Source organism: Curtobacterium sp. MCPF17_051, assembly GCF_003234595.1.
Taxonomy (GTDB): Bacteria; Actinomycetota; Actinomycetes; order Actinomycetales; family Microbacteriaceae; genus Curtobacterium; species Curtobacterium flaccumfaciens.
This window is the reverse complement of the sequence record NZ_QKSE01000006.1, coordinates 150,952-172,310: the sequence shown is the minus strand read 5'-3', so window position 1 is coordinate 172,310 and position 21,359 is coordinate 150,952. Positions and strand designations below refer to the sequence as shown.

Sequence of the window (21,359 nt, the reverse complement as noted above, 5' to 3'; positions counted from 1 at the left end):
AGTCCACGCGCGACCAGACGCGTGGACTGTCGCTGCGCCCGAAACGTCAGGGGACACGGACGGGAGGCTCGTGGCGGCCTGGCACCGCGCCTCCAGACCGGTGGGGTCAGCGCTGGAAGCGCGCCTCGCGCTCGTCCGCCAGCCCGGCCTCGACGCGTGCCCGCATGTTCTCCGACATGTCGGGCAGTGCGTCGAGCCGAGCCCAGAACGCCTCGGTGTTCTCGCCGTCGGCGGGGTTCGGCGTCCCGGAGACGTACCGGCAGGCGAAGACCAGGTCGAGGTACTGCGACCGGTCGCCGTTCGGGTAGGTCATCTCGGGCAGCACCTGCACCCAGGCAAGGCGTTCGGCGACGGCGACGACGTCGGCTTCCTCGAGGACCTCGCGTTCGGCGGCGACGGCGGGTTCCTCGCCCGGGTCGACGATCCCGGTGACCGGCGTGTAGGCGCCCGTGTCGGCCCGTCGCACCACGAGCAGTTCGCGCTCGGCGCCGGAGCCGCGCGTCACGATCGCGCTCACGCCCGACAGCCAGAGCGGCGCCGTGCCGATCTTCTCGCGCAGGGACAGGACGAAGTCGGGGGTGGGCATGCATCCACGCTACCCACACGACCCCTGTCGCAGACTGGTCATGACCAGTAGGCTGGGTGGGTGGAGATCATCATCCTGCCCACGCCGGACGAGGTCGGTCGCGTCGCCGCGGCCAAGATCGCGTCCGTCGTCGCCAAGAAGCCGTCCGCCGTCATCGGTCTCGCCACCGGATCCAGCCCGCAGGGCATCTACACGGACCTGCAGCGCCGGGTGCAGGCGGGCGAGATCTCGTTCGCCGAGGCCCGTGGGTTCGCCCTCGACGAGTACGTCGGCATCCCGCTCGAGCACCCCGAGTCCTACGCGGCCGTGATCGCCCGCGACGTCGTGGCGCCCCTCGGCTTCGACGCGTCGCGCGTGCGGGTGCCGGACGGCCGTGCCGCCGACCTGGAGTTCGCGGCCAAGGAGTACGACGCCGCGATCCGTGCCGCCGGTGGGATCGACGTGCAGATCCTCGGCATCGGGGCCAACGGCCACATCGGGTTCAACGAGCCGACCTCGTCGTTCGCCTCGCGCACCCGCATCAAGACCCTCGCACCGTCGACCCGTGACGCCAACGCGCGCTTCTTCGACTCGCCCGAGCAGGTCCCGACGCACTGCATGACGCAGGGGCTCGGCACCATCCTCGAGGCCCGCGAGCTCGTCCTCGTCGCCCAGGGCCCGACGAAGGCGGCGGCCGTCGCCGCTGCGGTCGAGGGGCCGCTCAGCTCCTTCGTGCCCGGCTCGGCCCTGCAGCTGCACGAGCACGCGACCGTCGTCGTCGACGAGGAAGCCGCCGCCGGCCTGCAGCTCGCCGACTACTACCGCTACACGTACGCGAACAAGCCGGCCTGGCAGCGGTTCGAGTAGGCCGCCGCCGGCGTCTTGCTCAGACGCCGCCGTCTTGGTGCGGTCAGACGCCGGCGTCTTGGTCAGACGCCGCCCGAGCACTGACACGCCGCCGAATTCGGGGGCGTGTCAGTGGTTGCAGGGCGTCGCACGCGCACGCCGGCGTCTTCCGGCAAGGTCCGGTGTTCAGGCGTGCACGGCTGCGGCGAGGCGGCTGAGCCCCTCGTCGAGGGTCTCCGCCGAGCACCCGAAGTTCAGCCGCGCGAAGCCCCGGCCCTGCCGTCCGAACGCCGGCCCGGAGCCGAGCGCCACCTTCGCCCGGTCGACGAGCTCCGCCGCGGGGTCGTCGCCCCACGGCAGCGCCCGCAGGTCGAGCCACGCCAGGTACGACGCCTGCGGCTGCCGGTACTCGGCGCCGGGCAGCACGCCGCCGATGCGCTCGGCCAGGGTGCGCCGGTTCGCGGCGAGCTCGGTGAGCAGTGATGCCAGCCACGGCCCGCCCTCGCTGAAGGCCGCGACGCTCGCGGTGTAGCCGAGGATGCCGGTGCGCTCGACGACCTCGGTCGGCAGGCCGTCGAACCAGCCGCGGGCCCGCTCCGAGGCGCCGATCATCATCGCGCACTTCGTGCCGGCGAGGTTCCAGGCCTTGCTCGCACTCGTCAGGGCGACGCCGAGCGATGCGGCCTCGGGGCAGGACTCCAGGAACGGGGTGAACACCGCGTCGGCGTGCACGAGCGGCGCGTGGATCTCGTCCGACACCACGACGGCGTCCCACTCGGCGGCGAGCTGGGCGAGTGCGACGATCGATGCGCGGTCGTGCACCAGGCCCAGGGGGTTGTGCGGGTTGCAGAGCAGCACCGTGCGGGCTCCGTCGGCGAACGCCTGCGCGAGGCCGTCCAGGTCCATCCGCCAGCCGGCCGTGGTGTCGAAAGGGTCGGCGGGACCGGCTGGTGCGAGCAGCGGGACCTCGGTGACGGTACCGCCGGCCTCGGACACGTACTCCCAGAACGGCGGGTACACGGGTGGCATGACGACCACCTGGTCACCCGGCTCGATGACCCGGCGCAGCACCTCGACCGCAGCGACCGACACGTCCGTGGTGGTGCGGACCAGATCGGGGTCGACCCGCCACGCCCAGCGGCTCTCGGCGAAGTCGGCGAACGCCTCGGGCAGGGCCCGCCCGTGCCCGACGTACCCGGTGTCGCCGTTCGTCACCGCGGTGACCAGGGCGTCGCGGATCGGCTCGGCGAGCATGCTGTCCATCTCGGCGACGAACATGGGGAGCACGTCCGGCGGGAAGGCCGTGTACTTCTCGCTCGTGCGGGACCGGTACGCATCGAAGACGGACACCATGACGCTCATGCGCCCATCCTGACAGCGAGCCACGCCGGGCGCGAGGGCGGTGGTCAGGCCGGGCGGAGCCCCGCCAGCAGCACCTCGACGTAGCGCTCGGGGTCGTGCACCCGGGAGCCACCCGCCACGGCGGCCGCCCGCATCCCGCACAGCAGCCGTCGCAGGTCGTCGGCGTCGACGTCGGCACGCACGAGCCCCTCGGCCCGTGCCCGAGCGAGCAGCGCGTCGACGGACACGACCAGGTCTCCGGCGAGCGCCGCGGTGTCGGCGCACGAGAACCCGCCGTTTGTCAGCAGGTCGCCGAGGGCGGCATCGTCGACCATGCTCCGGAACGCAGCCGTCACGACCCCCCGGAGCGCGTCCACTGTGCCGGGTAGTGCGACGGCGACACGGACGAGGTCGAGCATGTCCTCGAGCGCGTCGATCGCGAGCGCCTCGAGCAGGTGCTGCTGCGACGGGAAGTGCCGGTAGGCGGTCCCGACCCCCACACCGGCCTCGTGCGCGACGGCGTTGAGGAGCGGCTGCTCGCCGTGCTCGAGGAACGACCGGGCGACGTCGAGCAGCGCGGTCCGGTTGCGCTGCGCATCGGAACGCAGCGCTTCGGGACGGGCCATCACGATCGTCATACGGACACTCTATCCGCTTGTGCTAGCGTTCCGGATGGATCATCCGATTCGACACGGAGCGCGGACAGGAGACGACGATGGAACCCTTCACGTGGGAGCCCGGACAGATGGCCGACCAGCACGGGCGGACGGTCGTGGTCACCGGTGCGACCGGCGGACTCGGTCTGGTGGTCGCGACCCGAATGGCCGCCGCCGGAGCGCGCGTCATCGCGGCGGTCCGCAACCCGGACAAGGCGGCTCGCGTCCTGCCCGCCGGTCTGGAGGCGCGGCTCGTCGACACGGCGTCGGTCGCCTCGGTCACGGCGTTCGCCCGGCAGCTCGCCGCGGACGGCATCGTCGTGGACACGCTCGTCAACAACGCCGGCGCCACGCTGGGCGCGTTCGCGCTGACCGACGAGGGCATCGAACGCACCTGGGCCACCAACGTCGTCGGGCCGGCCGTGCTCGCCGACGCGGTGCTCCCGGTGCTCGGCGGACCGTCACCCCGGGTCGTGCTCGTCGGGTCGAACCTGTCGCAGCGCACCCGCCGCGTGCCTGCACCGGGCGGGGTCGACGATCCGAGCGACTACTCCCAGTTCGCCGTGTACACCGATTCGAAGACGGCGGCGGCGGCGCTCGCGGTCGACCTCGGTGAGCGGCTCCGCGCGGCCGGCTCCGAGGTCCGCTCGGTCATCGCACACCCCGGCATCGCGGCGACGGGGATGAACGACCAGGCCGAGACCCTCACGCAGCGCCTCGGCGGCCTGGTCGCCCGCAGCATGGCCCGGACCGCGGAGGACGGCGCTCGCTCGACGCTCTGGTCGGCCACCGCGCCGACTGTCGCCGAGGGGGTGTTCGTCGGGCCGGCGCTACGTCGGGGTGATCGGCGGATGCACGTCGTCCCCGTCCGCGGGGCAGCCGCCGACCCGGGGTTCCGGCAGCGGGTCCGCACCTTCGTCGACGAGGTCGCAGCGCGCACCGTCGTCTGACCGGGCGGGGCCGCGCCCGTCGCCGAACCCGACGTGAACAGCGGGAGAGCGCTCGGTGACGAAAGCGGCGTCCCCCGTCCGAGGGGGCTAGCGTCACGAACATGAACCGATCTCGCGTGCACCGTCGCCCGCTCGTCCGTCCGCTCCCGCTCGCCGCGGTGGCCACGATCGCCGCACTGCTGGGCACGGGGATCGTCGCCGCGCCGGCGGTGGCCTCGCCGTCGACGCAGGCCGGACCGACCGTGACCGATCCGGCTCGGTACGTCGACCCCTTCATCGGCACGAGCAACAACGGCAACACCTGGCCAGGGGCCACCGCGCCGTTCGGCATGGTGCAGTGGAGTCCCACCGGTACCGCGGGCGATCAGACCTCGACCCCGGTAGCGAACGGCTACTCGTACGACGTGAACCGGCTGCGCGGCTTCAGCCTGACGCACCTCAACGGGGCCGGGTGTGCTCCGGGTGCTGCCGGGGACGTGCCGATCATGCCGGTCACGACCCCGGTCACGACCTCGCCGTCGGCCGACGCGAAGGACGCCGTCTACGCCGCCGGGTACTCCCACGACCAGGAGTCCGCGAGCCCCGGCCGCTACGGCGTCACGCTCGACAACGGCGTCCGCACCGACCTCGCCGTCACCACGCGTGCCGGCGTCGGCGCGTTCACGTTCCCGGCCGGCAAGGACGCGAACCTGCTGTTCCGGACCTCGAACTCGATCAACGGCAGCGAGGCCGCGATCACCAGCGTCGACCCCCGCACCCGCACGGTCAGCGGCAGCGTCCTGACGGGTGGCTTCTGCAGCCGCCGTGCGAACGGCGGCGGCGCCACCAACCCGGACCGCCGCAGCTACTACCGCCTCTACTTCACCGCGACCTTCGACACGGCGTTCGCGAGCACCGGTACCTGGAAGGACGGCACGGTCCAGCCTGGAGGCACGTCCTCCTCCGGTGGGGAGGGTTACCTGACCGGCGCCGATCGCGCCGGTCGCGGCTCCGGCGCGTGGGTCGGGTTCGACGCGCGTCGCGGAGCGACGGTGCAGGCGAAGATCGGCATCTCGTACGTGAGCGCGGCCGGAGCGGTCGCCAACCGTGACGGCGAGGTGACCAAGCGATCGACCGTCGCCAGCGTGGCGGCCGGCACACGGGCCTCCTGGAACCGTGAACTGTCCCGCCTGCGCGTCGGCGGTGGCACGGCGGACCGGACCACCCAGCTGTACACGTCGGTCTACCACGCACTCATGCAGCCGAACACGCTGAACGACCGCGACGGGCGCTACCTCGGCCCGGACCTGCGGGTGCACCGGATGGACCGCGGACACCGGGCCGTCTACGGCACGTACTCCGGGTGGGACCAGTACCGGGCGCAGATCCAGCTGCTCGCACTGCTTCGGCCGGACGTCGCCGGGGACATGGCGCAGTCGATGCTCCGGTTCGCCGAGCAGAACGGCGGCGTGTGGGACCGGTGGCTGCACCTCGGTGCACCGACGCACGTGATGACCGGCGACCCCTCGGCCGCGACGCTCGCCACCTGGTACGCCATGGGGGTCCGGAACTTCGACGTCCGGGCCGCCTACGCCTCGCTCAAACGCCAGGCGACGGTCGAGAACGCGGACGCCGAGAGCGACATCGGGTGCCCGGGGCAGTGCCTGGCGCAGCGCCCCGCACTCGACGAGTACCTGGAGCGGCAGTACGCGGCGAACGACGACTGCTCCTGCTGGGGTGGTGCGGCCGAGACCCTCGAGGACTCGATCTCGGACAGTGCGCTCGGGTACTGGGCGGGGGCGATGGGGCTCCGCTCCGACGCCCGGATGTTCGCCGAGCGGGGGACCTACTGGAAGAACACCTTCAACGCCGCCGTCGGGTACCAGGCCGCGCGGCAGGCCGACGGCTCGTGGACGCCGGGCTGGTCGCCGTCGACGGGGACCGGGTTCGCGCAGGGCACGAGCGCGCAGTACACCTGGCTCGTGCCGCAGGACGTGCAGGGACTGTCGAGCGCGCTCGGCGGTGACGACGCCGCGGTCGCACGGCTCGACGACTTCTTCCACGACGCCTCGGGCAACTGGGCCGTCACGGGCGGCGACGCGACGAAGTTCGACCCGACGAACGAGCCCGACATCCACACGCCGTGGATGTACAACGCCCTCGGCAAGCCCTGGAAGACGCAGGAGACCGTGCGGCAGGTCGTGGACGACGCCTACTCGACCGGCCCCGGCGGCCTGCCGGGCAACGACGACCTCGGCACGATGAGCGCCTGGTACGTCTTCGCCTCGATCGGCCTGTTCCCGCAGACGCCCGGGCGAGCGGAGATGCTCATCGGCAGCCCGACGTTCAGCACGGTCGACATCCGGCGCGCAAGCGGCGAGCGGATCGTCATCCGGTCCTCGGGGACCGAGCCGTACGTGCAGGGAGCCCGGTTGAACGGGCGGACCCTCGAGCAGTCATGGGTACCGGCGTCGTTCGTGACGCGGGGCGGCACGCTGTCGCTCCGGGTCGGGGACACGGCGGACACGACGTGGGCATCGGGAGTGCGGGGGCGGCCGATCGACCGGTGAACACACGCTGCGCGCCTCAGCGCAGCTCGCGCCCGCCGCCCCAGACGCGCTGCACCTCGAGCGACGGCGACAGCGCCACGAGGTCCGCGGCGAACCCCGGCGCCAGCCGACCCAGGCGGTCGCCGAGCCCGAGCGCCGCGGCCGGCACGCTCGTCAGCGCCGCCACCGCCTCGGGCAGGGTCCGCCCGGCGAGCGAGACCGCGTTGCGGAGCGCCACGTCCTGCGTCAGCGTCGACCCCGCGATGGTCTCGGTCCCCGCGACGTGCGCGACCCCGTCGGTCACCGTGACGTCGAGCGACCCGAGCCGGTACGAGCCGTCCGCAGCGCCGGCGGCACCCATCGCATCGGTGATCAGCGCCACACGACCCGGCGTCGCCCGGAAGAGCGTGTCCGCCACGACCGGGTGCACGTGCACGGCGTCCAGGATGAGCTCGAGCGTCACGCGGTCGTCCGCCACTGCGGCGCCGATCGGCCCCGGTGCGCGGTGGTGCAGCCCGGGCATCGCGTTGCAGGCGTGGGTCAGGATCGTCGCCCCGGCGTCGAAGGCTGCCCGGGCCTGGTCGTACGTGCCGACGGTGTGGCCGACGGCGACCGTGACGCCGGCCTCGACGAACCGACGGACGGCGTCGAGGGCTCCGGACAGCTCGGGCGCGATCGTGACCTGGCGGAGGACGCCCTCGCCCGCTCCGAGCAGCGCGTCGACCGCGGCGGGTGTCGGGTCGATCAGGAACGACTCGTTGTGCGCACCCTTGTTGTGCGGGGACAGGAACGGTCCCTCCAGGTGCACACCGAGCACGAGCGGGTCGGTCGCCATCACGGCGCGGACGCGCGCCAGCGACGCCGCGAGGGCGGGCACCGGGTTCGCGACGAGCGACAGGACGGAGCGGGTCGTGCCGTGCGAACGGTGCATCACGAGCGAACGGTCGAACGAGTCGTCCTCGTACGCCTCGGTCGCCCCACCGTGCCCGTGCAGGTCCACGAAGCCGGGCGTCAGGACCCCGTCGCCCAGGTCGACGACCCGGTCGGCCGCGGGGGCCTCGGGGCCGGAGCCGGTCGCGTGGATCGTGTCGCCGACGACCAGGACCCAGCCGTCGGCCGTGGTGCCGGCCGCGTCGACGACGCGGGCTGCGCGGACCAGCGTGCGCCGGGCCTCCTGGCCGGTCTGGAGGCCCGTGGCGCTCATGCGGTCTCCTTGCGGAACGCGATCACGCCGCTCAGAGCGGCGATCACGATGAAGACGATCCCGACGACCGGGCGGCCGATGGAGATCCAGGTCGCGCCTGCGGCGACGACCAGGGCGACCTCGACGATGGTCTTGCCGACGATGTCGGTCTCGATCGGGGACCGCGGCGACCGGAAGAAGTACCAGACGACCGCGGCGAACAGCGGGGCGCCGACCATGAACAGGTAGCCGGGGAGCGGGAGCTGCCACGACCAGTAGCCCCAGAAGGCCAGGGACAGCAGGCCGAACACCATTACGGCGATCCGCAGGACCATCCAGGCCTCGAACCGTCGTCGCGGCTGCCGGACGGCGGCCGGGTCGGGAACCGATTCCCAGTCGACGGGGGACTGCGGGGCGTTGGTCATGGTGCTGCCTACTTGAAGATGATGGTGCGGGCGCCGTCGAGCAGGACGCGGTCCTCCGCGATCCAGCGCACCGCCTGGGTGAGCGTGCGGGACTCCTCGTCCTGCCCGATGGACACCAGCTCGGCTGGTTCCTTGGTGTGGTCGACGCGGACGACGTTCTGCTCGATGATCGGGCCCTCGTCGAGGTCACTCGTCACGAAGTGCGCGGTCGCACCGATGAGCTTGACCCCGCGTGCGTGCGCTTGCCGGTACGGGTTCGCGCCCTTGAAGCCGGGCAGGAACGAGTGGTGGATGTTCACGGCACGGCCCTCGAGCGCGGCGCAGAGCCCGGGTGACAGGATCTGCATGTAGCGGGCGAGGACGACGAGCTCGATGTCGTGCTCCTCCACCGCCTGCAGCACGCGTCGCTCCATCTGCTCCTTCGACTCGGCGTCGGTGACCGGGCGGTGCTCGAACGGCACGGAGTAGAACGCGGCGAGCTCGGACAGGTCCGCGTGGTTCGACAGGACGAGGGGGACCTCGATCGGCAGCTGTCCGCCGCGCTGCCGGTAGAGCAGGTCGTTCAGGCAGTGGCCCGCCTTCGACACCAGCACGAGGGTGCGCAGCGGACGACCGACGACGTCGAGCTGGACGCGGGCGTCGTAGCGGGCGGCGACGGGGGCGAGCGCTGCCTCGAAGGCGGCGCGGTCCACCGGCGCCATCACCTGCAGGCGCATGAAGAACGTGTTCGTGTCGGCGCTGGAGAACTGCTGCGACTCGGTGATGTTGCCCTGGGCGGCGACGATCGCTCCGGAGACGGCGTGCACGATCCCGGGCTGGTCGTCGCAGACGAGCGTCAGGGTCCAGTGTGTGGGGGTCGGGTCGGTCACCGGATCAGGGTACCGGCCGCGGGGGACGTGCTTCGTGAGCAGGAACGGTCGAGTGGGCAGCGGCGACTCGACCGTTCCTGCTCACGAAGCGTCAGACGCAGGGGCGGACGCAGGGGCGCGCGCGGGTGCTGGCGCAGGGGCCGGCGCGTCGGCGTCCCGCAGGCGACGGTCGGCCAGGGTCAGCACCGTCAGGAGCACCGCGACGCCGAGGATCACCCACGCCAGCACGTGCAGGTCCGGCGTCGTCGGGGCCTGGCCGAACACACCGCCGATGAGCGAGGACGCCGCGATCGCCCCGATGTACACCGCGGTGCGGGACAGCCCGGCCGCGGTGCCAATGTACTCCGCCGGGACGAGGCGGTACAGCGCCGCCTGGTTCGACACCGATGCCAGGGCCTGCGGCACCCCGAACAGTGCCGGGGTCAGGGCGAGCAGGACGACGGGCGACCCGGTGTGCAGGAAGAGCAGGAGCCCACCGCCGAGGATCGGCACCAGCGCGGCGACGACGAGTGGCCCGCGGATCGCGGTCTTCCGTGCGACCACGAACGAGGCCACCCCGGCGACGATCGCGGCCGGCAGCTGGATGTACCCGGCGACGTCGCTCGGGTAGCCCGCGACGTCCTGCACCCACTGCGAGAACCCGTAGGTCATCGTGTAGGCGAGCAGGTACGTCAGGAACAGGCGGCCGTACGTGCGCGACAGGGCACCGTTCCGGGCGAGCAGCCGCACGTCGACGAACGGTCGCACGGCCCGGAGCTCCCACGCCACCAGGGCGACGAGCAGCACGACGGCCACCGCGAGCAGCCACCACAGCCCGGCGGACAGGTCGAGCAGGAAGACGAGCAGCGCCGAGACGGTCCCGGTCATCAGCACCATGCCGAGCGGGTCGAGCGCCTGCAGCACCGGCAGGTCGGCGTCGTCACGTGGACGCAGCCGGTCGGACGGCAGCCAGAGCGTCGCCACGACGATGCCGAACACCGCGAGCGGCACGTTCACCAGGAAGATCGCATGCCAGCCGAACGCGGCGATGAGCGCCCCGCCGAGCGGTGGGCCGGCGGCGGCGGACACGAGCGACGTGATCGACAGCGCCCCGAGCACGAGCGGCGGCGTCGGCCTCCCGATCCGGGCGGAGTGCTGCCGGAGCGTGGTGAGCGCCGCCGGGTACGCCGACGACGTCCCGATGCCGATGAGCACCCGGGCGAACACCGCACCGCCGAACCCGGTCAGGACCTCGGGCACCACCCCGGCGATCCCGACGATGACGAGCCCGGTCAGGAACACCTTCTTCGGGCCGAACCGGTCGGCGAGCTTGCCCATCGTGGGCTGCGCGATCGCGCTCGCCAGGTACAGGGCCGCGACGAGCCAGATCGCCTGCGCCGCACCGATGCCCAGGTCGCGGGAGATCGGGGTGAGGGCGACCGACACCATCGTGGTGTTGATCGGGTTGAGCAAGGGTCCGACGAGCACCGGGATGAGGAGCTTCGGACCGAAGCCGCTGGCCGTGGTCGTGTCGGGGGTCGTGGTGGTGGTGGACGTGAGAGCGCTTCTTCCGGTTGCAGGACTGGGCGACGGGTGCGGGTCAGGGATCGACGATCGGCCCGAGCAGGTCCATCGCCCGCGCGACGACGCGGCGGTCCGCCTCGGGCAGGGTCGCGAGCCGCTCGGCGAGCTCGTGGTTCCGCGCGGCCCAGGCGGCCTGGCGTGCGTCCCGGCCGGCCGCCGTCGCGCTGACGATCGACCGCCGGCCGTCCGTCGGGTCGGCCTGCCGCACGGCCAGGCCGAGGTCGACCAGGGCCTGGACGGTCGCGCCCATCGACTGCGGTCGGACACCCTCGGCTCGCGCCAGGTCGGCGATGGTGGCCGGCCCGTGCCGCAGCAGGCGTCCGAGGGCGGCGGTCTGCGACGCCGTGACGTCGTCCGACTTCGAAGCCAGCAACGAGCGCCGCAGCCGTCCGTGCATCGTCAGGACGGCGTCGGCCAGGTCGGTCGGGTCGGTCTCCGGTGCGTCGGTCACGCCCCGGAGGCTAGTCCTTCACCAGCCCACCTTGCAAGGTTGCCTTCCGATATCGTTCAGGGAACGGCGGAACCGTCGTCGCCGGCGTCCGGCTCGAGCAGCGGGAGCAGGGTCGCCGAGATCGGTTCCGCACCGTCGCCGAACCACGCGTTGCTCGCCCGGACGATCGGGTGCGCGCGTGCCAGCAGCGCCTCGCCCTGGTCGGTCAGCCGCATCCGGGAGGCCCGTCCCCGGCCCGGTGCGGCGCCCCGCTCCACGAGTCCCCGCGTCGAGAGCCCCCCGACGAGCGTCGTCATGCTCTGCGGCCGGACGCCGACCGCCCGCGCCAGGTCGGCCTGGCTGAGTTCGCCGGCCGCCGCGAGCTGGATGAGCGCCCCGAACTCGACGGGCGTCAACCCGAGCGGCGCCAGCTCGGCCGCGAGTCGGCGGGAGAGCGTCCGTGCGGCCCGGATCACCGTCCACGCCACGATGCCGTCGACGTCGTCGCGCGGGGCTGGGAGTTCCTGGGGCACGGGGCGATCGTACCGGCGTACATTCTGGTATCAGGAAACTGATACCAGAACGGGTCGGTCGGACAGGAGCAGACATGGGCGAGATCGTGGCGGTCACCGGCGTGACCGGGGACGTCGGGGGCAAGACGGCGGACCTGCTGCGGGCGGCAGGGGTGACGGTGCGAGCTGTGGTCCGACGACCTGAACAGGTCGACGCGCTCCGGACGCGGGGCATCGACGGCCGCCTGGCCGACCTGGACGACGAGGACGCACTCACCGCGGCGCTCGACGGGGTCGACCGGTTCTTCCTCGTGACGCCGGTCAGCCAGCGGCAGCGCGAGCAGGGCACCACCGGGGTCCGTGCGGCGCAGCGGGCCGGGGTCGGCCGGATCGTGCAGCTGTCGGGCGGGGACGCCGCCGAGCACTCCCCGATGTCGTGGGCGAGCGCCGCCTGGCACATCGACCGGCTGGTGCGCGAGAGCGGGCTGGCGTGGACGATCCTGCACCCCTCGTCGTTCATGACGAACGTGCAGCCCTCGGCGCCCGCGATCCGACGGGGGTGGTTCCCGCACACCACGGGCAGCGGGGTGATCGGCTGGATCGACACCGAGGACATCGCCCGGACCGCCGCCCGGGTGTTGACGGAGGACGGCCACGACGGCACCGAACCGGTGCTCACCGGGCCGGACCTGCTCGACGCGCGGGGTGTCGCCGCCGCGCTCACCGCAGGGCTCGGCCGACCCGTGCGCGCCCTGCACCTGCCGAGCCGTGTCTACGCCGGTGTGCTGCGCCTGAGCGGGGTGCCCGCCTGGCAGGCCGAGGGGCTCCGACAGCAGTTCGGCCGGGTCGTCCGCCGCGGCCTCGACGGCGTCGACGTGATGAGCGACGACGTCCTGCGCATCACCGGCACCGCACCCCGGAGCCTGGCCGACTGGGCGCGAGCCCACCGCGACGACCTGCTGGGGTGATTCGTCGCGCGGGAGGTGATCCGGGCCTCCAGGCCGTGGGCAGTCAGCGCGACGTGAGCGTGACGACCAGGTGCTCCTGCACGTAGCCGAGCCAGTCGTAGACGTCGCGCAGGCCGACGCCCGCGTCGGCCTCGACGGAGCGCTCCTCGTCGTCGGCGTCCTCGATGCCCAACCGGTCGGCGATCGTCAGCCGCAGGTCCGTGAGGGTGCGGAGCCACGCCTGCTCGTCCTCGGCGTCGAGCGAACCGTCGCGGGTGCCCGTCAGCCAGTCGTGCACGATCGAGGCGTTCGTCGTCTTCTGCGTGAGCAGATCGGACTGCGTGTACTTCCGGAACTCCGCGCTCGCCTCGTCGTCACCCGGGTAGGCGTCCGGGAACATCCGCTCGCTGATCGGGTCGGTGGACAGGTCGCCACCGAGCACCTGCCGCAGCTGTTCGGTGAGCGAGGCGAGCAGGTCGCGCTCGCCGGAGGACAGGCCGAGGTGGACGCCGTCGGCGCGGCGGACGAACGGGATCACGCTTCGGGGGCCTTGTCGACGGTCGCCTGCAGCCCGTAGCCGTGCATGGACTGCACGTGGGCCTCCATCGATTCGCGCGGGCCCGACGCCACGATCGCCCGACCGTCGTCGTTCACCTGGTGCATGAGTCGCTCGGCCTGCTCGCGTGAGAACCCGAAGTGCCGCTGGAAGACGTAGGTGACGTACGACATCAGGTTCACCGGGTCGTCCCACACCACCGTGACCCACGGGGTGTCCGCCCGCGCGCTGGTCCGTTCGTCCGTGGTGGTCCGTTCGTCCACGTCGGGCGAGAGCAGCGTCATGCATCCAGGGTGACACAGGGCGGGGTCGCTCGGTACGATCGTCAGGTCGCGACTGGCGTTGGATGGGTCACCATCGGGGAGCGACAAAGACACGGTGCGCGGCCGTACGCCTGGGCTGCACCGACCGACCGTCCGAGTGCGACCAGCTGGTCGTCCGCACACCGTAGGAGTCCCGTGTCCATTGCCGATCTGCCCCCGTTCGTCTCCGACTCGGCCGAGGTGGCCGAGCAGGCCGCCGCCCGCGCCGCGTTCAACGCCCCGCTCACCGAGGTCGACCCCGAGATCGCCGCCGTCCTGCAGCAGGAGCTCGGCCGCCAGCGCGACACCCTCGAGATGATCGCGTCCGAGAACTTCGTGCCGCGCGCCGTGCTCGAGTCGCAGGGCTCCGTGCTCACCAACAAGTACGCCGAGGGCTACCCGGGCAAGCGCTACTACGGCGGCTGCGAGTACGTCGACGTCGCCGAGCAGCTCGCCATCGACCGTGCCAAGGCGCTCTTCGGTGCCGAGTACGCGAACGTGCAGCCGCACTCCGGTGCCACGGCCAACGCTGCTGTCCTGCACGCCATCGCCTCGGCCGGCGACACCATCCTCGGCCTCGAGCTCGCCCACGGCGGTCACCTGACCCACGGCATGAAGCTCAACTTCTCCGGCCGCATCTACAACGCCGTGGCGTACGGCGTCGACCCCGAGACGTTCGAGGTCGACTACGACGACATCCGCGCCAAGGCCATCGAGCACCAGCCGAAGGTCCTGATCGCCGGTTGGTCCGCGTACCCCCGCCAGCTCGACTTCGCGAAGTTCCGCGAGATCGCGGACGAGGTCGGCGCGAAGCTCTGGGTCGACATGGCGCACTTCGCCGGCCTCGTCGCCGCCGGTCTGCACCCGTCGCCGGTCCCGCACGCCCACGTCGTCTCGTCGACGGTCCACAAGACCCTGGGTGGCCCCCGCTCGGGCATCATCCTGTCGAACGACGAGACCCTGTTCAAGAAGCTGAACTCCGCGGTCTTCCCGGGCCAGCAGGGCGGCCCGCTCATGCACGTGATCGCCGCGAAGGCCACCGCGTTCCTGCTCGCCGGCACCCCGGAGTTCAAGGACCGTCAGGAGCGCACGATCCGTGGCGCCCAGGCCCTCGCCGCCCGCCTGACCGCCGACGACGCCAAGGCCGCGGGAATCGACGTGCTCACCGGCGGCACCGACGTGCACCTGGTGCTCGTCGACCTGCGCGCGTCCGAGGTCGACGGCAAGCAGGCCGAAGACCTGCTGCACGAGGTCGGCATCACCGTGAACCGCAACTCCGTGCCGTTCGACCCGCGCCCGCCGATGGTCACCTCGGGTGTCCGCATCGGCACCTCGGCGCTGGCGACCCGCGGCTTCGGCGACGCCGAGTTCACCGAGGTGGCCGACATCATCGCGCTGACCCTCATGCCGAACCCGGACGTCGCAGCGCTCTCGGCCCGCGTGAAGGTCCTGACCGACGCGTTCCCGCTCTACGCGTGAGCGGTTCGGTCAGCGCGGCGCTCCCGCGCGAGCTCTGGGCCGGTGAAGGGAGTGCCGTCCGCATCGACGGCACGGCCCTCGCCGCCCGGACGCTCGACGAACTCCGGGGCCGGATCGACCGCCTGCACGAGCACGGCATCCGTCCGGGCCTCGGCACGATCATGGTCGGTTCGAACCCCGGCTCGATGTCCTACGTCGCGGGCAAGCACCGCGACTCGGCGTCGATCGGGCTCGACTCGCACCGCATCGACCTGCCCGAGACGGCGTCCGCTGCCGACATCCGGGCCGCGATCCTGCAGATGAACGACGACCCCCGGGTCACCGCGTTCATCGTGCAGCTCCCGCTGCCGCAGGGCATCGACCCGACGCCGATGCTCGAGCTGATGGACCCGGCGAAGGACGCCGACGGCCTGCACCCGACGAACCTCGGCGAGCTGGTGCTCGCCGTGCCCGGTGGTGCCGGCACGATCGACGCACCGCTGCCGTGCACCCCCCGGGGCATCGTCGCGATGCTCGACGCGTACGAGATCCCGATCCGTGGTGCGCACGTCACGATCATCGGCCAGGGGCTGACCGTCGGGCGGCCGCTCGGTCTGCTGCTCACGCGGCTCGAGGCGACCGCGACCCTGACGCACTCGCTGACCGCCGACGTCGCCGCGGAGTGCCGTCGTGCCGACATCATCGTCGCCGCGGCCGGGGTCGCCGGGCTCGTCAAGCCCGACTGGGTGCAGCCCGGTGCCGCCGTCATCGACGTGGGGATCACCCGCGTCGTCAACGAGGAGACCGGCAAGGCGAAGCTGCACGGCGACGTCGACCCCGCGGTCGCATCGGTCGCGGGCTTCCTGTCGCCGACTCCCGGTGGTGTCGGGCCGATGACCCGCGCGATGCTCATGAAGAACGTCGTCGAGGCCGCCGAGCGCCAGCTGTCGTAGCGCGCGGGGTCGCGCGCTGCCTGCGCTCGCGTGCTGGTCGCGTGCTGATGGTGTGCAGCGATGGTCGGGTGCCGTCGTCGCACCCGACCATTGCTGCACACGAAGCGCACTCCGCCGGTGCTACGGTCGCGGCATGGGGGATGAACGACTGCAGACAACGCCGGTGATGCGAGCCCGGTCCGAGCCGTCGCAACTGACCAAGGACGCCCGGTGGCTGATCGTCATCGTGGCGATCTGCGTGCTGTTCCAGGCACCGGGTTCGAGCTGGGCGACGACCTTCGTGCACGCCGGCCAGGAGTACACGTTCACGTCGGGCCCCTGGTTCGGATGGGCGCTCGCGACAGTGGGGTTCGCGGTCGTCGGGTTCGTCGTCGCGATCGCCCGGCGAGGTGCAGCCCGGTTCGACGAGCACACCGTGATGGGCCTGACCCTGGCCGCCGTGCTCGGGACCACCGCCCTGGTGTGGCTGCTCATGCCGGCACAGACCGCGTGGGTGGAGTGGGCCGTGGAACACGGTCGGACGCACCCGTTCGTGCTCGGAAACGTCGTCGAGCGCGTCGGGTACGCGGACTACTCCGGCTGAGTAGGCGGGCGCGCGGCGGGCGCTGCCGTTCTTTCGCGCCGAGCGACAGTCCACGGGCTGATCGCCGCGTGAACTGTCGCTGAGCGCGAAACGTCGAGCGGCCGAGGGCCGTCAGTCGCGCCGGGCGCCCTGCGCGGCGTGCACCGTGAACACGTTCGGCTCGCGGTACCCGGCCTCGGCGAAGGCCTCGATGACGGCCGCGGTGATCGCACCGCGGGACTCCTGGTCGACGAGCGCGATCGCCGCACCGCCGAATCCGCCCCCGGTCATGCGGGCACCGACGGCACCGTGCCCGACCGCCGTCGCGACGGCCAGGTCGAGCTCCGGCACGGAGATCTCGAAGTCGTCGCGCATCGACTCGTGCGACGCGACGAGCAGCGAACCGATCGCCCGTGGGCCCTGTTCGCGCAAGGTGCGGACGGTGTCGAGAACACGCTGGTCCTCGGTCACGATGTGCCGAACGCGGCGGAAGGTCTCGTCGTCCAGGAGCTCCTGCGCGCGGGGTAGGTCGTCGACGCTGACGTCACGCAGGGCCTCGACACCGAGCACCTGCGCACCCTTCTCGCACGAGGCCCGACGAGCCGCGTAGCCACCGGTCGCGTGGGCGTGCTCGACACGGGTGTCGATCACCAGGACCTCGAGCCCGTTCGCCTCGAGCGCCAGGTCGACGACGGCGGTGTCGAGCGTGCGGCAGTCGAGGAACACGACGGCGTCCTGCTCGCCGAGCAGCGAGGCGGACTGGTCCATGATCCCGGTGGGGGCACCGACGGCGTGGTTCTCGGAGTACTGCCCGACGCGCGCCAGGGTCTTCCGGTCGAGGCCGAGTTCCCACAGGTCGTTGAACGCCAGCGCGACACCGCACTCGATCGCGGCACTCGACGACAGGCCCGCACCGACCGGTACGTCTGACTCGATGAAGACGTCGAACCCGGTCTTGTCGCTCAGATCGGCACCGGCCTGCTCACGCAGGGCCCAGGCGATGCCGAACACGTACGCCGACCAGCCGTCCATGGCCTCGGGCGACAGGTCATCGAGGGACAGCGCCACCGGCTCGCTCGTGGCGTCGAAGGCGGAGGCGACGCGGATCGTCCGGTCGTCGCGCTGCGCGATGGAGGCGGTGGTGCGACGGTCGATCGCGAAGGGCAGCACGTAGCCGTCGTTGTAGTCGGTGTGCTCACCGATCAGGTTGACGCGACCCGGGGCGGAGTACCGCACCGTCGGCTCGTACCCGTAGACCTGCTGGAACGTCATGCGCGCTCGACTCCCTGTCGGATGAACTCGGCCGCCTTCTCGGGCACGAGGTCCCCGATCCAGGCGCCCATGGCGGCTTCGCTGCCGGCCAGGAACTTCAACTTGTCCGCCGCACGTCGCGGCGAGGTGATCTGCAGCATCAGCCGCACGGTGTCGCGGGCGGTGTGCACCGGTGCCTGGTGCCACGCGGCGATGTACGGCGTCGGGTCGCCGTAGAGCGCGTCGAGCCCGCGGGTGAGCCGGAGGTGCATGTGCGCGAGCTCGTCCTTCTCGGCGTCGGTCAGGCCGGCGAAGTCGGGGACGTGGCGGTGCGGCAGCATGTGGATCTCGATCGGCCAGCGCGCGGCGAACGGGACGAAGGCGGTGAAGTGCTCGCCAGCGAGGACGACCCGCTCGGAACCCCGCTCGTTCGCGAGGTGCTGCTCGAACAGGTCCGGGCCGAACCGTTCGATGCTCGCGAGCAGTCGCTGCGTGCGCGGGGTGATGTACGGGTACGAGTAGATCTGCCCGTGCGGGTGGTGCAGCGTGACGCCGATCGCCTCGCCCCGGTTCTCGAAGGGGAACACCTGCTGGATGCCCGGCATCGCGGAGAGCGCGGCGGTGCGGTCGGCCCAGGCTTCGACGACGGTGCGGGCGCGCGACTCCGAGATGGAGGCGAAGGACCCTGAGGTCTCGGGCGAGAAGCACACGACCTCGCACCGGCCGACCGAGCGGAGCTGGCGGTTCAGGCCGACCTCGCTCAGGGACTCGAGTGACTCGGGGGCGTCGTCGGCTTCGAGCAGCGGGCCGAACGACGGCGAGCGGTTCTCGAACACCGCGACGTCGTAGCGGCTCGGGATCTCGGACGGGTTGGCCGGGCTCTGGGGTGCGAGCGGGTCCTGGTCGGCCGGCGGCAGGAACACCCGGTTCTGCCGGGACGCCGCGATCGACACCCATTCGCCCGTCAGGACGTCCTGCCGCATCCGCGCCGTCTCGGGCCGCGGGTCGAGCACGCGCCCGTCGATGCTGCGTTCTGCTGGCAGCGTCGAGTCGGCGTCGTCGAAGTAGAAGAGGTCGCGGCCGTCCGCGAGCTTCGTCACGCGCTTGGTGATCACCGGGACAGCCTAGCGCTCGACTGAAGCGTTGCGAAAGACATCGGAAGCAGGCGAAACTGTCCCCATGACGGACGCCGACCTCTCGTTCCTCGCCGGCGCGCTGCCCGCGCCCCTGCGGCAGGACCGCATCGTCGCGATCGTCGACGGCGCCCCGGGCATGGTCCGGACGGCCGCGTTGGCCGCGTCCCTCGGCACCAGCGAGGTGACCGTCCGCCAAGACCTCGCCGTCCTCGACCAGGAGGCCCGGATCCGCCGGGTGCACGGGGGCGCCGTCCGCCTCGGGGCCGGGTCCACCGAGCGCCCCTTCGAGGAGACCGCCGTCGAGCACCAGGTGGCCAAGGCGGCCATCGGCCGTGCGGCCGCCGCGCTGGTGCGCCCGGGGGAGTGCGTCGTCCTCGACGTCGGCACCACGCCGGCCGCCGTCGCCGAGGCCCTCGTGGCGCGCACCGAACTCACCGGCGTCACCGTCGTCACGAACTCCCTCACCACGGCGCTCGCGCTCGAGCGAGCTGTCCCGCGCTTCACCGTGATCGTCACCGGCGGCACCCTCCGGCCCCTGCAGCACTCACTCGTCGCCCCCTTCAACGGCGCGGTCCTGCCGATGATCGCCGCCGACCTCGTCTTCCTCGGCGGCACCGGACTCGACGTCGACCACGGGCTGACGAACGTAAACCTGCCCGAGACCGAAGCAAAGCGGATGCTCGCGGCGACGGCCCGGCGTACGGTCGTGGTCGCGGACGGGTCGAAGTTCGGCCGGGCCCACATCGGGGTCGTCCGCGCGCTCGAGGACATCGACGTCGTCGTCACCGCCGAGGCCGATGCCGCCGCGGTCGCCGCGATCCGGGCGGCCGGGGCCCAGGTGATCGTCGCCGACGGCGAGCGTCGCACCGAACCAGCCGGAAGGAAGAACGCCCCATGACCGCAGCACCCACGGGTGGCCAGTACCGCCTCCACCACGCCGGACCCGACGGGGTCGTCGAAGCCGTGGTCACCGAGGTCGCCGCGGGCATCCGCGAACTCCGCGTCGCCGGCTTCGACATCACCGAGCCGTTCCCCGTGACCGAGCAGCCGCCGGGCGCGAACGGTATCGTCCTCGCACCCTGGCCGAACCGCGTCGCCGGCGCTGCGTGGGAGCTCGACGGCAAGCGGCAGCAGCTCGACGTCTCGGAGCCGAAGTACGGCAACGCGTCGCACGGACTGCTCCGGTTCGCTCCGTACCGGGTGGTCTCGCAGACCGAGACGTCGATCCAGCAAGCGGCGACGATCCACCCGCAGCACGGGTGGCCCTTCACCCTCGAGACGCGCGTGCTGCACGAACTCGTCGACGACGGCATCCGCGTCACGCACGAGGTCACGAACCGTTCGGGTGTCCGCGCACCCTTCGCGGTCGGCGCGCACCCCTACCTGCGTGCCGGTGACACCCCCGCCGACGACCTGGTCGTCACGCTCGACGCCGCGACCGCGTTCACGGTCGACGAGCAGAAGGTGCCGAACGGTTCGGTGCCGGTCGAGGGCACGCCGTACGACCTGCGCCAGGGGCGGCGTGCCGGGGACTCGGACCTCGACACCGCGTACAAGGACGTCACCCCAGACGCCGAGGGGATCCGCCGCACGACGATGCACGGGCCCGAGGGTGACGGGGTCGAGCTCTGGCAGGACGCCTCGTTCCCCTACGTGCAGGTCTTCACGTCGCGCGAGTACCCGCGGGGCGACGGGAAGGGCCTGGCCGTCGCGGTCGAACCGATGACGGCGCCCGCGAACGCCCTGAACTCGGGCGAGGGTCTGCGCTGGCTCGAGCCGGACGAGACCTGGACCGGTTCGTGGGGGATCCGCCGCGTCTGGTCCTGAGGACTCCGGTCGGCTCGCACCGCTGACACGACGAAGGCCCCGCCGGGTGTCCGGCGGGGCCTTCGTTGTGTGTGTCGGAAGCCGGGCGTCAGCCGCGGCGCATCCGGAGCGCCTCGACCGCGAGGGACTCGGTCGCGTACCGGCCGACCTCGTGCGCCCACGCCGGGTCGTCGCCACGGAGCGCGATGAAGTCCTTGCGCTGCCGGCAGACGTAGCCGAGCACAGCGGTGGCCGTCGCGACCTCGATGAAGTCCTTGCGGATGTGGCGAGTAGTGACCTGGGCGTTGCGGCGGAGCGTGTCGAGCAGGAGCTCGTTGCTCATCGTCGTGTTGGTCGCTGCTGCGAGCTCGACGATGCGGCGCGCGTCACCGGTGGTGCTGGTCTGCGTGGCGTCGATGGGCTCGATCACGGTGTACCCCGTTCGTTCGTGGTGGTGCGGTGTTGCAGGATCCGTCGATCGGATCCGGGAACGACACTATCGGCGGTATGCCAACAATCC

General features: G+C 72.1%; 23 protein-coding genes and 1 riboswitch. Of the genes, 9 read left to right on the top strand and 14 right to left on the bottom strand.

Annotated features, from left to right (window positions below; genetic code table 11):
* Positions 1 to 106: 106 nt before the first annotated feature.
* Positions 107 to 586 (bottom strand): NUDIX domain-containing protein, encoded by a 480-nt coding sequence (locus DEJ35_RS06550; RefSeq protein WP_027466654.1) that lies wholly within the window; start codon positions 584 to 586, stop codon positions 107 to 109.
* A 60-nt stretch (positions 587 to 646) separates the two neighbouring features.
* Here DEJ35_RS06550 and nagB point away from each other — a divergent pair, with 60 nt between their 5' ends.
* Positions 647 to 1,432: a glucosamine-6-phosphate deaminase gene (gene nagB, locus DEJ35_RS06545; protein ID WP_111091212.1), complete on the top strand. Its 786-nt coding sequence runs from the start codon at positions 647 to 649 to the stop codon at positions 1,430 to 1,432.
* A 165-nt stretch (positions 1,433 to 1,597) separates the two neighbouring features.
* On the opposite strand, the gene DEJ35_RS06540 is transcribed toward nagB, so the two are convergent.
* Together DEJ35_RS06540 and DEJ35_RS06535 are read right to left on the bottom strand one after the other, a co-directional pair.
* Positions 1,598 to 2,773, bottom strand: coding sequence for a MalY/PatB family protein (locus DEJ35_RS06540; RefSeq protein WP_111192316.1), 1,176 nt, complete (start codon positions 2,771 to 2,773; stop codon positions 1,598 to 1,600).
* 44 nt (positions 2,774 to 2,817) lie between these two features.
* A complete protein-coding gene (locus tag DEJ35_RS06535) occupies positions 2,818 to 3,390 on the bottom strand; it encodes a TetR/AcrR family transcriptional regulator (RefSeq protein WP_110861860.1) in 573 nt (190 codons plus the stop codon).
* Between the two features lie 77 nt (positions 3,391 to 3,467).
* Here DEJ35_RS06535 and DEJ35_RS06530 point away from each other — a divergent pair, with 77 nt between their 5' ends.
* Entirely contained in the window at positions 3,468 to 4,358 is an 891-nt protein-coding gene (locus tag DEJ35_RS06530) for an SDR family NAD(P)-dependent oxidoreductase (protein WP_110861857.1), read from the top strand.
* Positions 4,359 to 4,459: 101 nt separating this feature from the next.
* Positions 4,460 to 6,907 carry a GH92 family glycosyl hydrolase gene (locus DEJ35_RS06525; protein WP_111192313.1) on the top strand — a complete coding sequence of 816 codons (2,448 nt, stop codon included), beginning with the start codon at positions 4,460 to 4,462 and terminating at the stop codon, positions 6,905 to 6,907.
* 16 nt (positions 6,908 to 6,923) lie between these two features.
* Here the strand turns inward: DEJ35_RS06525 and nagA are convergent, their stop codons facing one another.
* The 6 genes from nagA to DEJ35_RS06495 form a co-directional block, all read right to left on the bottom strand.
* On the bottom strand, positions 6,924 to 8,090 hold the full coding sequence (nagA, locus tag DEJ35_RS06520; protein ID WP_111192311.1) for an N-acetylglucosamine-6-phosphate deacetylase: 1,167 nt from the start codon (positions 8,088 to 8,090) through the stop codon (positions 6,924 to 6,926).
* Positions 8,087 to 8,494, bottom strand: coding sequence for a YrdB family protein (locus DEJ35_RS06515; protein ID WP_111124326.1), 408 nt, complete (start codon positions 8,492 to 8,494; stop codon positions 8,087 to 8,089). Before DEJ35_RS06515 ends, nagA begins: the two co-directional genes overlap by 4 nt.
* 8 nt (positions 8,495 to 8,502) lie before the next feature.
* The gene (gene purU / locus DEJ35_RS06510; RefSeq protein ID WP_111192308.1) at positions 8,503 to 9,363 is read right to left on the bottom strand and encodes a formyltetrahydrofolate deformylase; all 861 of its coding nucleotides are present in this window, start codon (positions 9,361 to 9,363) and stop codon (positions 8,503 to 8,505) included.
* Between the two features lie 81 nt (positions 9,364 to 9,444).
* Positions 9,445 to 10,830 (bottom strand): MFS transporter, encoded by a 1,386-nt coding sequence (locus DEJ35_RS06505; protein ID WP_220036877.1) that lies wholly within the window; start codon positions 10,828 to 10,830, stop codon positions 9,445 to 9,447.
* Between the two features lie 112 nt (positions 10,831 to 10,942).
* A complete protein-coding gene (locus DEJ35_RS06500) occupies positions 10,943 to 11,377 on the bottom strand; it encodes a MarR family winged helix-turn-helix transcriptional regulator (protein WP_220035396.1) in 435 nt (144 codons plus the stop codon).
* Between the two features lie 56 nt (positions 11,378 to 11,433).
* Positions 11,434 to 11,889 carry a MarR family winged helix-turn-helix transcriptional regulator gene (locus tag DEJ35_RS06495; RefSeq protein ID WP_111032312.1) on the bottom strand — a complete coding sequence of 152 codons (456 nt, stop codon included), beginning with the start codon at positions 11,887 to 11,889 and terminating at the stop codon, positions 11,434 to 11,436.
* 74 nt (positions 11,890 to 11,963) lie between these two features.
* On the opposite strand from DEJ35_RS06495, the gene DEJ35_RS06490 reads away from it, so the two are divergent.
* Positions 11,964 to 12,836 carry an NAD(P)H-binding protein gene (locus tag DEJ35_RS06490; protein ID WP_111091218.1) on the top strand — a complete coding sequence of 291 codons (873 nt, stop codon included), beginning with the start codon at positions 11,964 to 11,966 and terminating at the stop codon, positions 12,834 to 12,836.
* 43 nt (positions 12,837 to 12,879) lie between these two features.
* Here DEJ35_RS06490 and DEJ35_RS06485 read toward each other — a convergent pair whose 3' ends face one another.
* Positions 12,880 to 13,353, bottom strand: coding sequence for a DUF2017 family protein (locus DEJ35_RS06485; protein WP_027466644.1), 474 nt, complete (start codon positions 13,351 to 13,353; stop codon positions 12,880 to 12,882).
* Positions 13,350 to 13,655 carry an ATP-dependent Clp protease adapter ClpS gene (gene clpS / locus DEJ35_RS06480; protein ID WP_071245350.1) on the bottom strand — a complete coding sequence of 102 codons (306 nt, stop codon included), beginning with the start codon at positions 13,653 to 13,655 and terminating at the stop codon, positions 13,350 to 13,352. Before clpS ends, DEJ35_RS06485 begins: the two co-directional genes overlap by 4 nt.
* 38 nt (positions 13,656 to 13,693) lie before the next feature.
* Positions 13,694 to 13,778, top strand: a riboswitch (ZMP/ZTP riboswitch).
* A 96-nt stretch (positions 13,779 to 13,874) separates the two neighbouring features.
* Here clpS and glyA point away from each other — a divergent pair.
* The 3 genes from glyA to DEJ35_RS06465 all read left to right on the top strand — a co-directional run bounded on the left by glyA (position 13,875) and on the right by DEJ35_RS06465 (position 16,667).
* Complete coding sequence (gene glyA / locus DEJ35_RS06475; protein WP_017888107.1) at positions 13,875 to 15,152, top strand: serine hydroxymethyltransferase; 1,278 nt, start codon at positions 13,875 to 13,877, stop codon at positions 15,150 to 15,152.
* Positions 15,149 to 16,084: a tetrahydrofolate dehydrogenase/cyclohydrolase catalytic domain-containing protein gene (locus tag DEJ35_RS06470; RefSeq protein WP_111091219.1), complete on the top strand. Its 936-nt coding sequence runs from the start codon at positions 15,149 to 15,151 to the stop codon at positions 16,082 to 16,084. Before glyA ends, DEJ35_RS06470 begins: the two co-directional genes overlap by 4 nt.
* A 133-nt stretch (positions 16,085 to 16,217) precedes the next feature.
* A complete protein-coding gene (locus DEJ35_RS06465) occupies positions 16,218 to 16,667 on the top strand; it encodes a hypothetical protein (RefSeq protein WP_146244705.1) in 450 nt (149 codons plus the stop codon).
* A gap of 111 nt (positions 16,668 to 16,778) precedes the next feature.
* Here DEJ35_RS06465 and galK read toward each other — a convergent pair whose 3' ends face one another.
* Entirely contained in the window at positions 16,779 to 17,918 is a 1,140-nt protein-coding gene (gene galK / locus DEJ35_RS06460) for a galactokinase (RefSeq protein ID WP_111124332.1), read from the bottom strand.
* Positions 17,915 to 19,012: a galactose-1-phosphate uridylyltransferase gene (gene galT, locus DEJ35_RS06455; protein WP_111192306.1), complete on the bottom strand. Its 1,098-nt coding sequence runs from the start codon at positions 19,010 to 19,012 to the stop codon at positions 17,915 to 17,917. The genes galK and galT overlap by 4 nt, the downstream gene beginning before the upstream one ends.
* A 64-nt stretch (positions 19,013 to 19,076) precedes the next feature.
* Here galT and DEJ35_RS06450 point away from each other — a divergent pair, with 64 nt between their 5' ends.
* Entirely contained in the window at positions 19,077 to 19,931 is an 855-nt protein-coding gene (locus DEJ35_RS06450; protein WP_110861827.1) for a DeoR/GlpR family DNA-binding transcription regulator, read from the top strand.
* Positions 19,928 to 20,860: an aldose 1-epimerase family protein gene (locus DEJ35_RS06445; protein ID WP_110861825.1), complete on the top strand. Its 933-nt coding sequence runs from the start codon at positions 19,928 to 19,930 to the stop codon at positions 20,858 to 20,860. The genes DEJ35_RS06450 and DEJ35_RS06445 overlap by 4 nt, the downstream gene beginning before the upstream one ends.
* Positions 20,861 to 20,948: 88 nt before the next feature.
* Here the strand turns inward: DEJ35_RS06445 and DEJ35_RS06440 are convergent, their stop codons facing one another.
* On the bottom strand, positions 20,949 to 21,269 hold the full coding sequence (locus DEJ35_RS06440; protein WP_110861823.1) for a hypothetical protein: 321 nt from the start codon (positions 21,267 to 21,269) through the stop codon (positions 20,949 to 20,951).
* Between the last annotated feature and the right edge of the window lie 90 nt (positions 21,270 to 21,359).

Excerpts from the sequence above, each read along its gene's own strand:
- DEJ35_RS06515 (WP_111124326.1), bottom strand. The coding sequence starts at position 8,494 with ATGACCAACGCCCCGCAGTCCCCCGTCGACTGGGAATCGGTTCCCGAC.
- DEJ35_RS06540 (WP_111192316.1), bottom strand. The coding sequence starts at position 2,773 with ATGAGCGTCATGGTGTCCGTCTTCGATGCGTACCGGTCCCGCACGAGC.
- DEJ35_RS06490 (WP_111091218.1), top strand. The coding sequence starts at position 11,964 with ATGGGCGAGATCGTGGCGGTCACCGGCGTGACCGGGGACGTCGGGGGC.
- nagA (WP_111192311.1), bottom strand. The coding sequence starts at position 8,090 with ATGAGCGCCACGGGCCTCCAGACCGGCCAGGAGGCCCGGCGCACGCTG.
- DEJ35_RS06525 (WP_111192313.1), top strand. The coding sequence starts at position 4,460 with ATGAACCGATCTCGCGTGCACCGTCGCCCGCTCGTCCGTCCGCTCCCG.
- DEJ35_RS06445 (WP_110861825.1), top strand. The coding sequence starts at position 19,928 with ATGACCGCAGCACCCACGGGTGGCCAGTACCGCCTCCACCACGCCGGA.
- clpS (WP_071245350.1), bottom strand. The coding sequence starts at position 13,655 with ATGACGCTGCTCTCGCCCGACGTGGACGAACGGACCACCACGGACGAA.
- DEJ35_RS06530 (WP_110861857.1), top strand. The coding sequence starts at position 3,468 with ATGGAACCCTTCACGTGGGAGCCCGGACAGATGGCCGACCAGCACGGG.
- DEJ35_RS06550 (WP_027466654.1), bottom strand. The coding sequence starts at position 586 with ATGCCCACCCCCGACTTCGTCCTGTCCCTGCGCGAGAAGATCGGCACG.
- DEJ35_RS06450 (WP_110861827.1), top strand. The coding sequence starts at position 19,077 with ATGACGGACGCCGACCTCTCGTTCCTCGCCGGCGCGCTGCCCGCGCCC.
- DEJ35_RS06465 (WP_146244705.1), top strand. The coding sequence starts at position 16,218 with ATGGGGGATGAACGACTGCAGACAACGCCGGTGATGCGAGCCCGGTCC.
- galK (WP_111124332.1), bottom strand. The coding sequence starts at position 17,918 with ATGACGTTCCAGCAGGTCTACGGGTACGAGCCGACGGTGCGGTACTCC.
- DEJ35_RS06535 (WP_110861860.1), bottom strand. The coding sequence starts at position 3,390 with ATGACGATCGTGATGGCCCGTCCCGAAGCGCTGCGTTCCGATGCGCAG.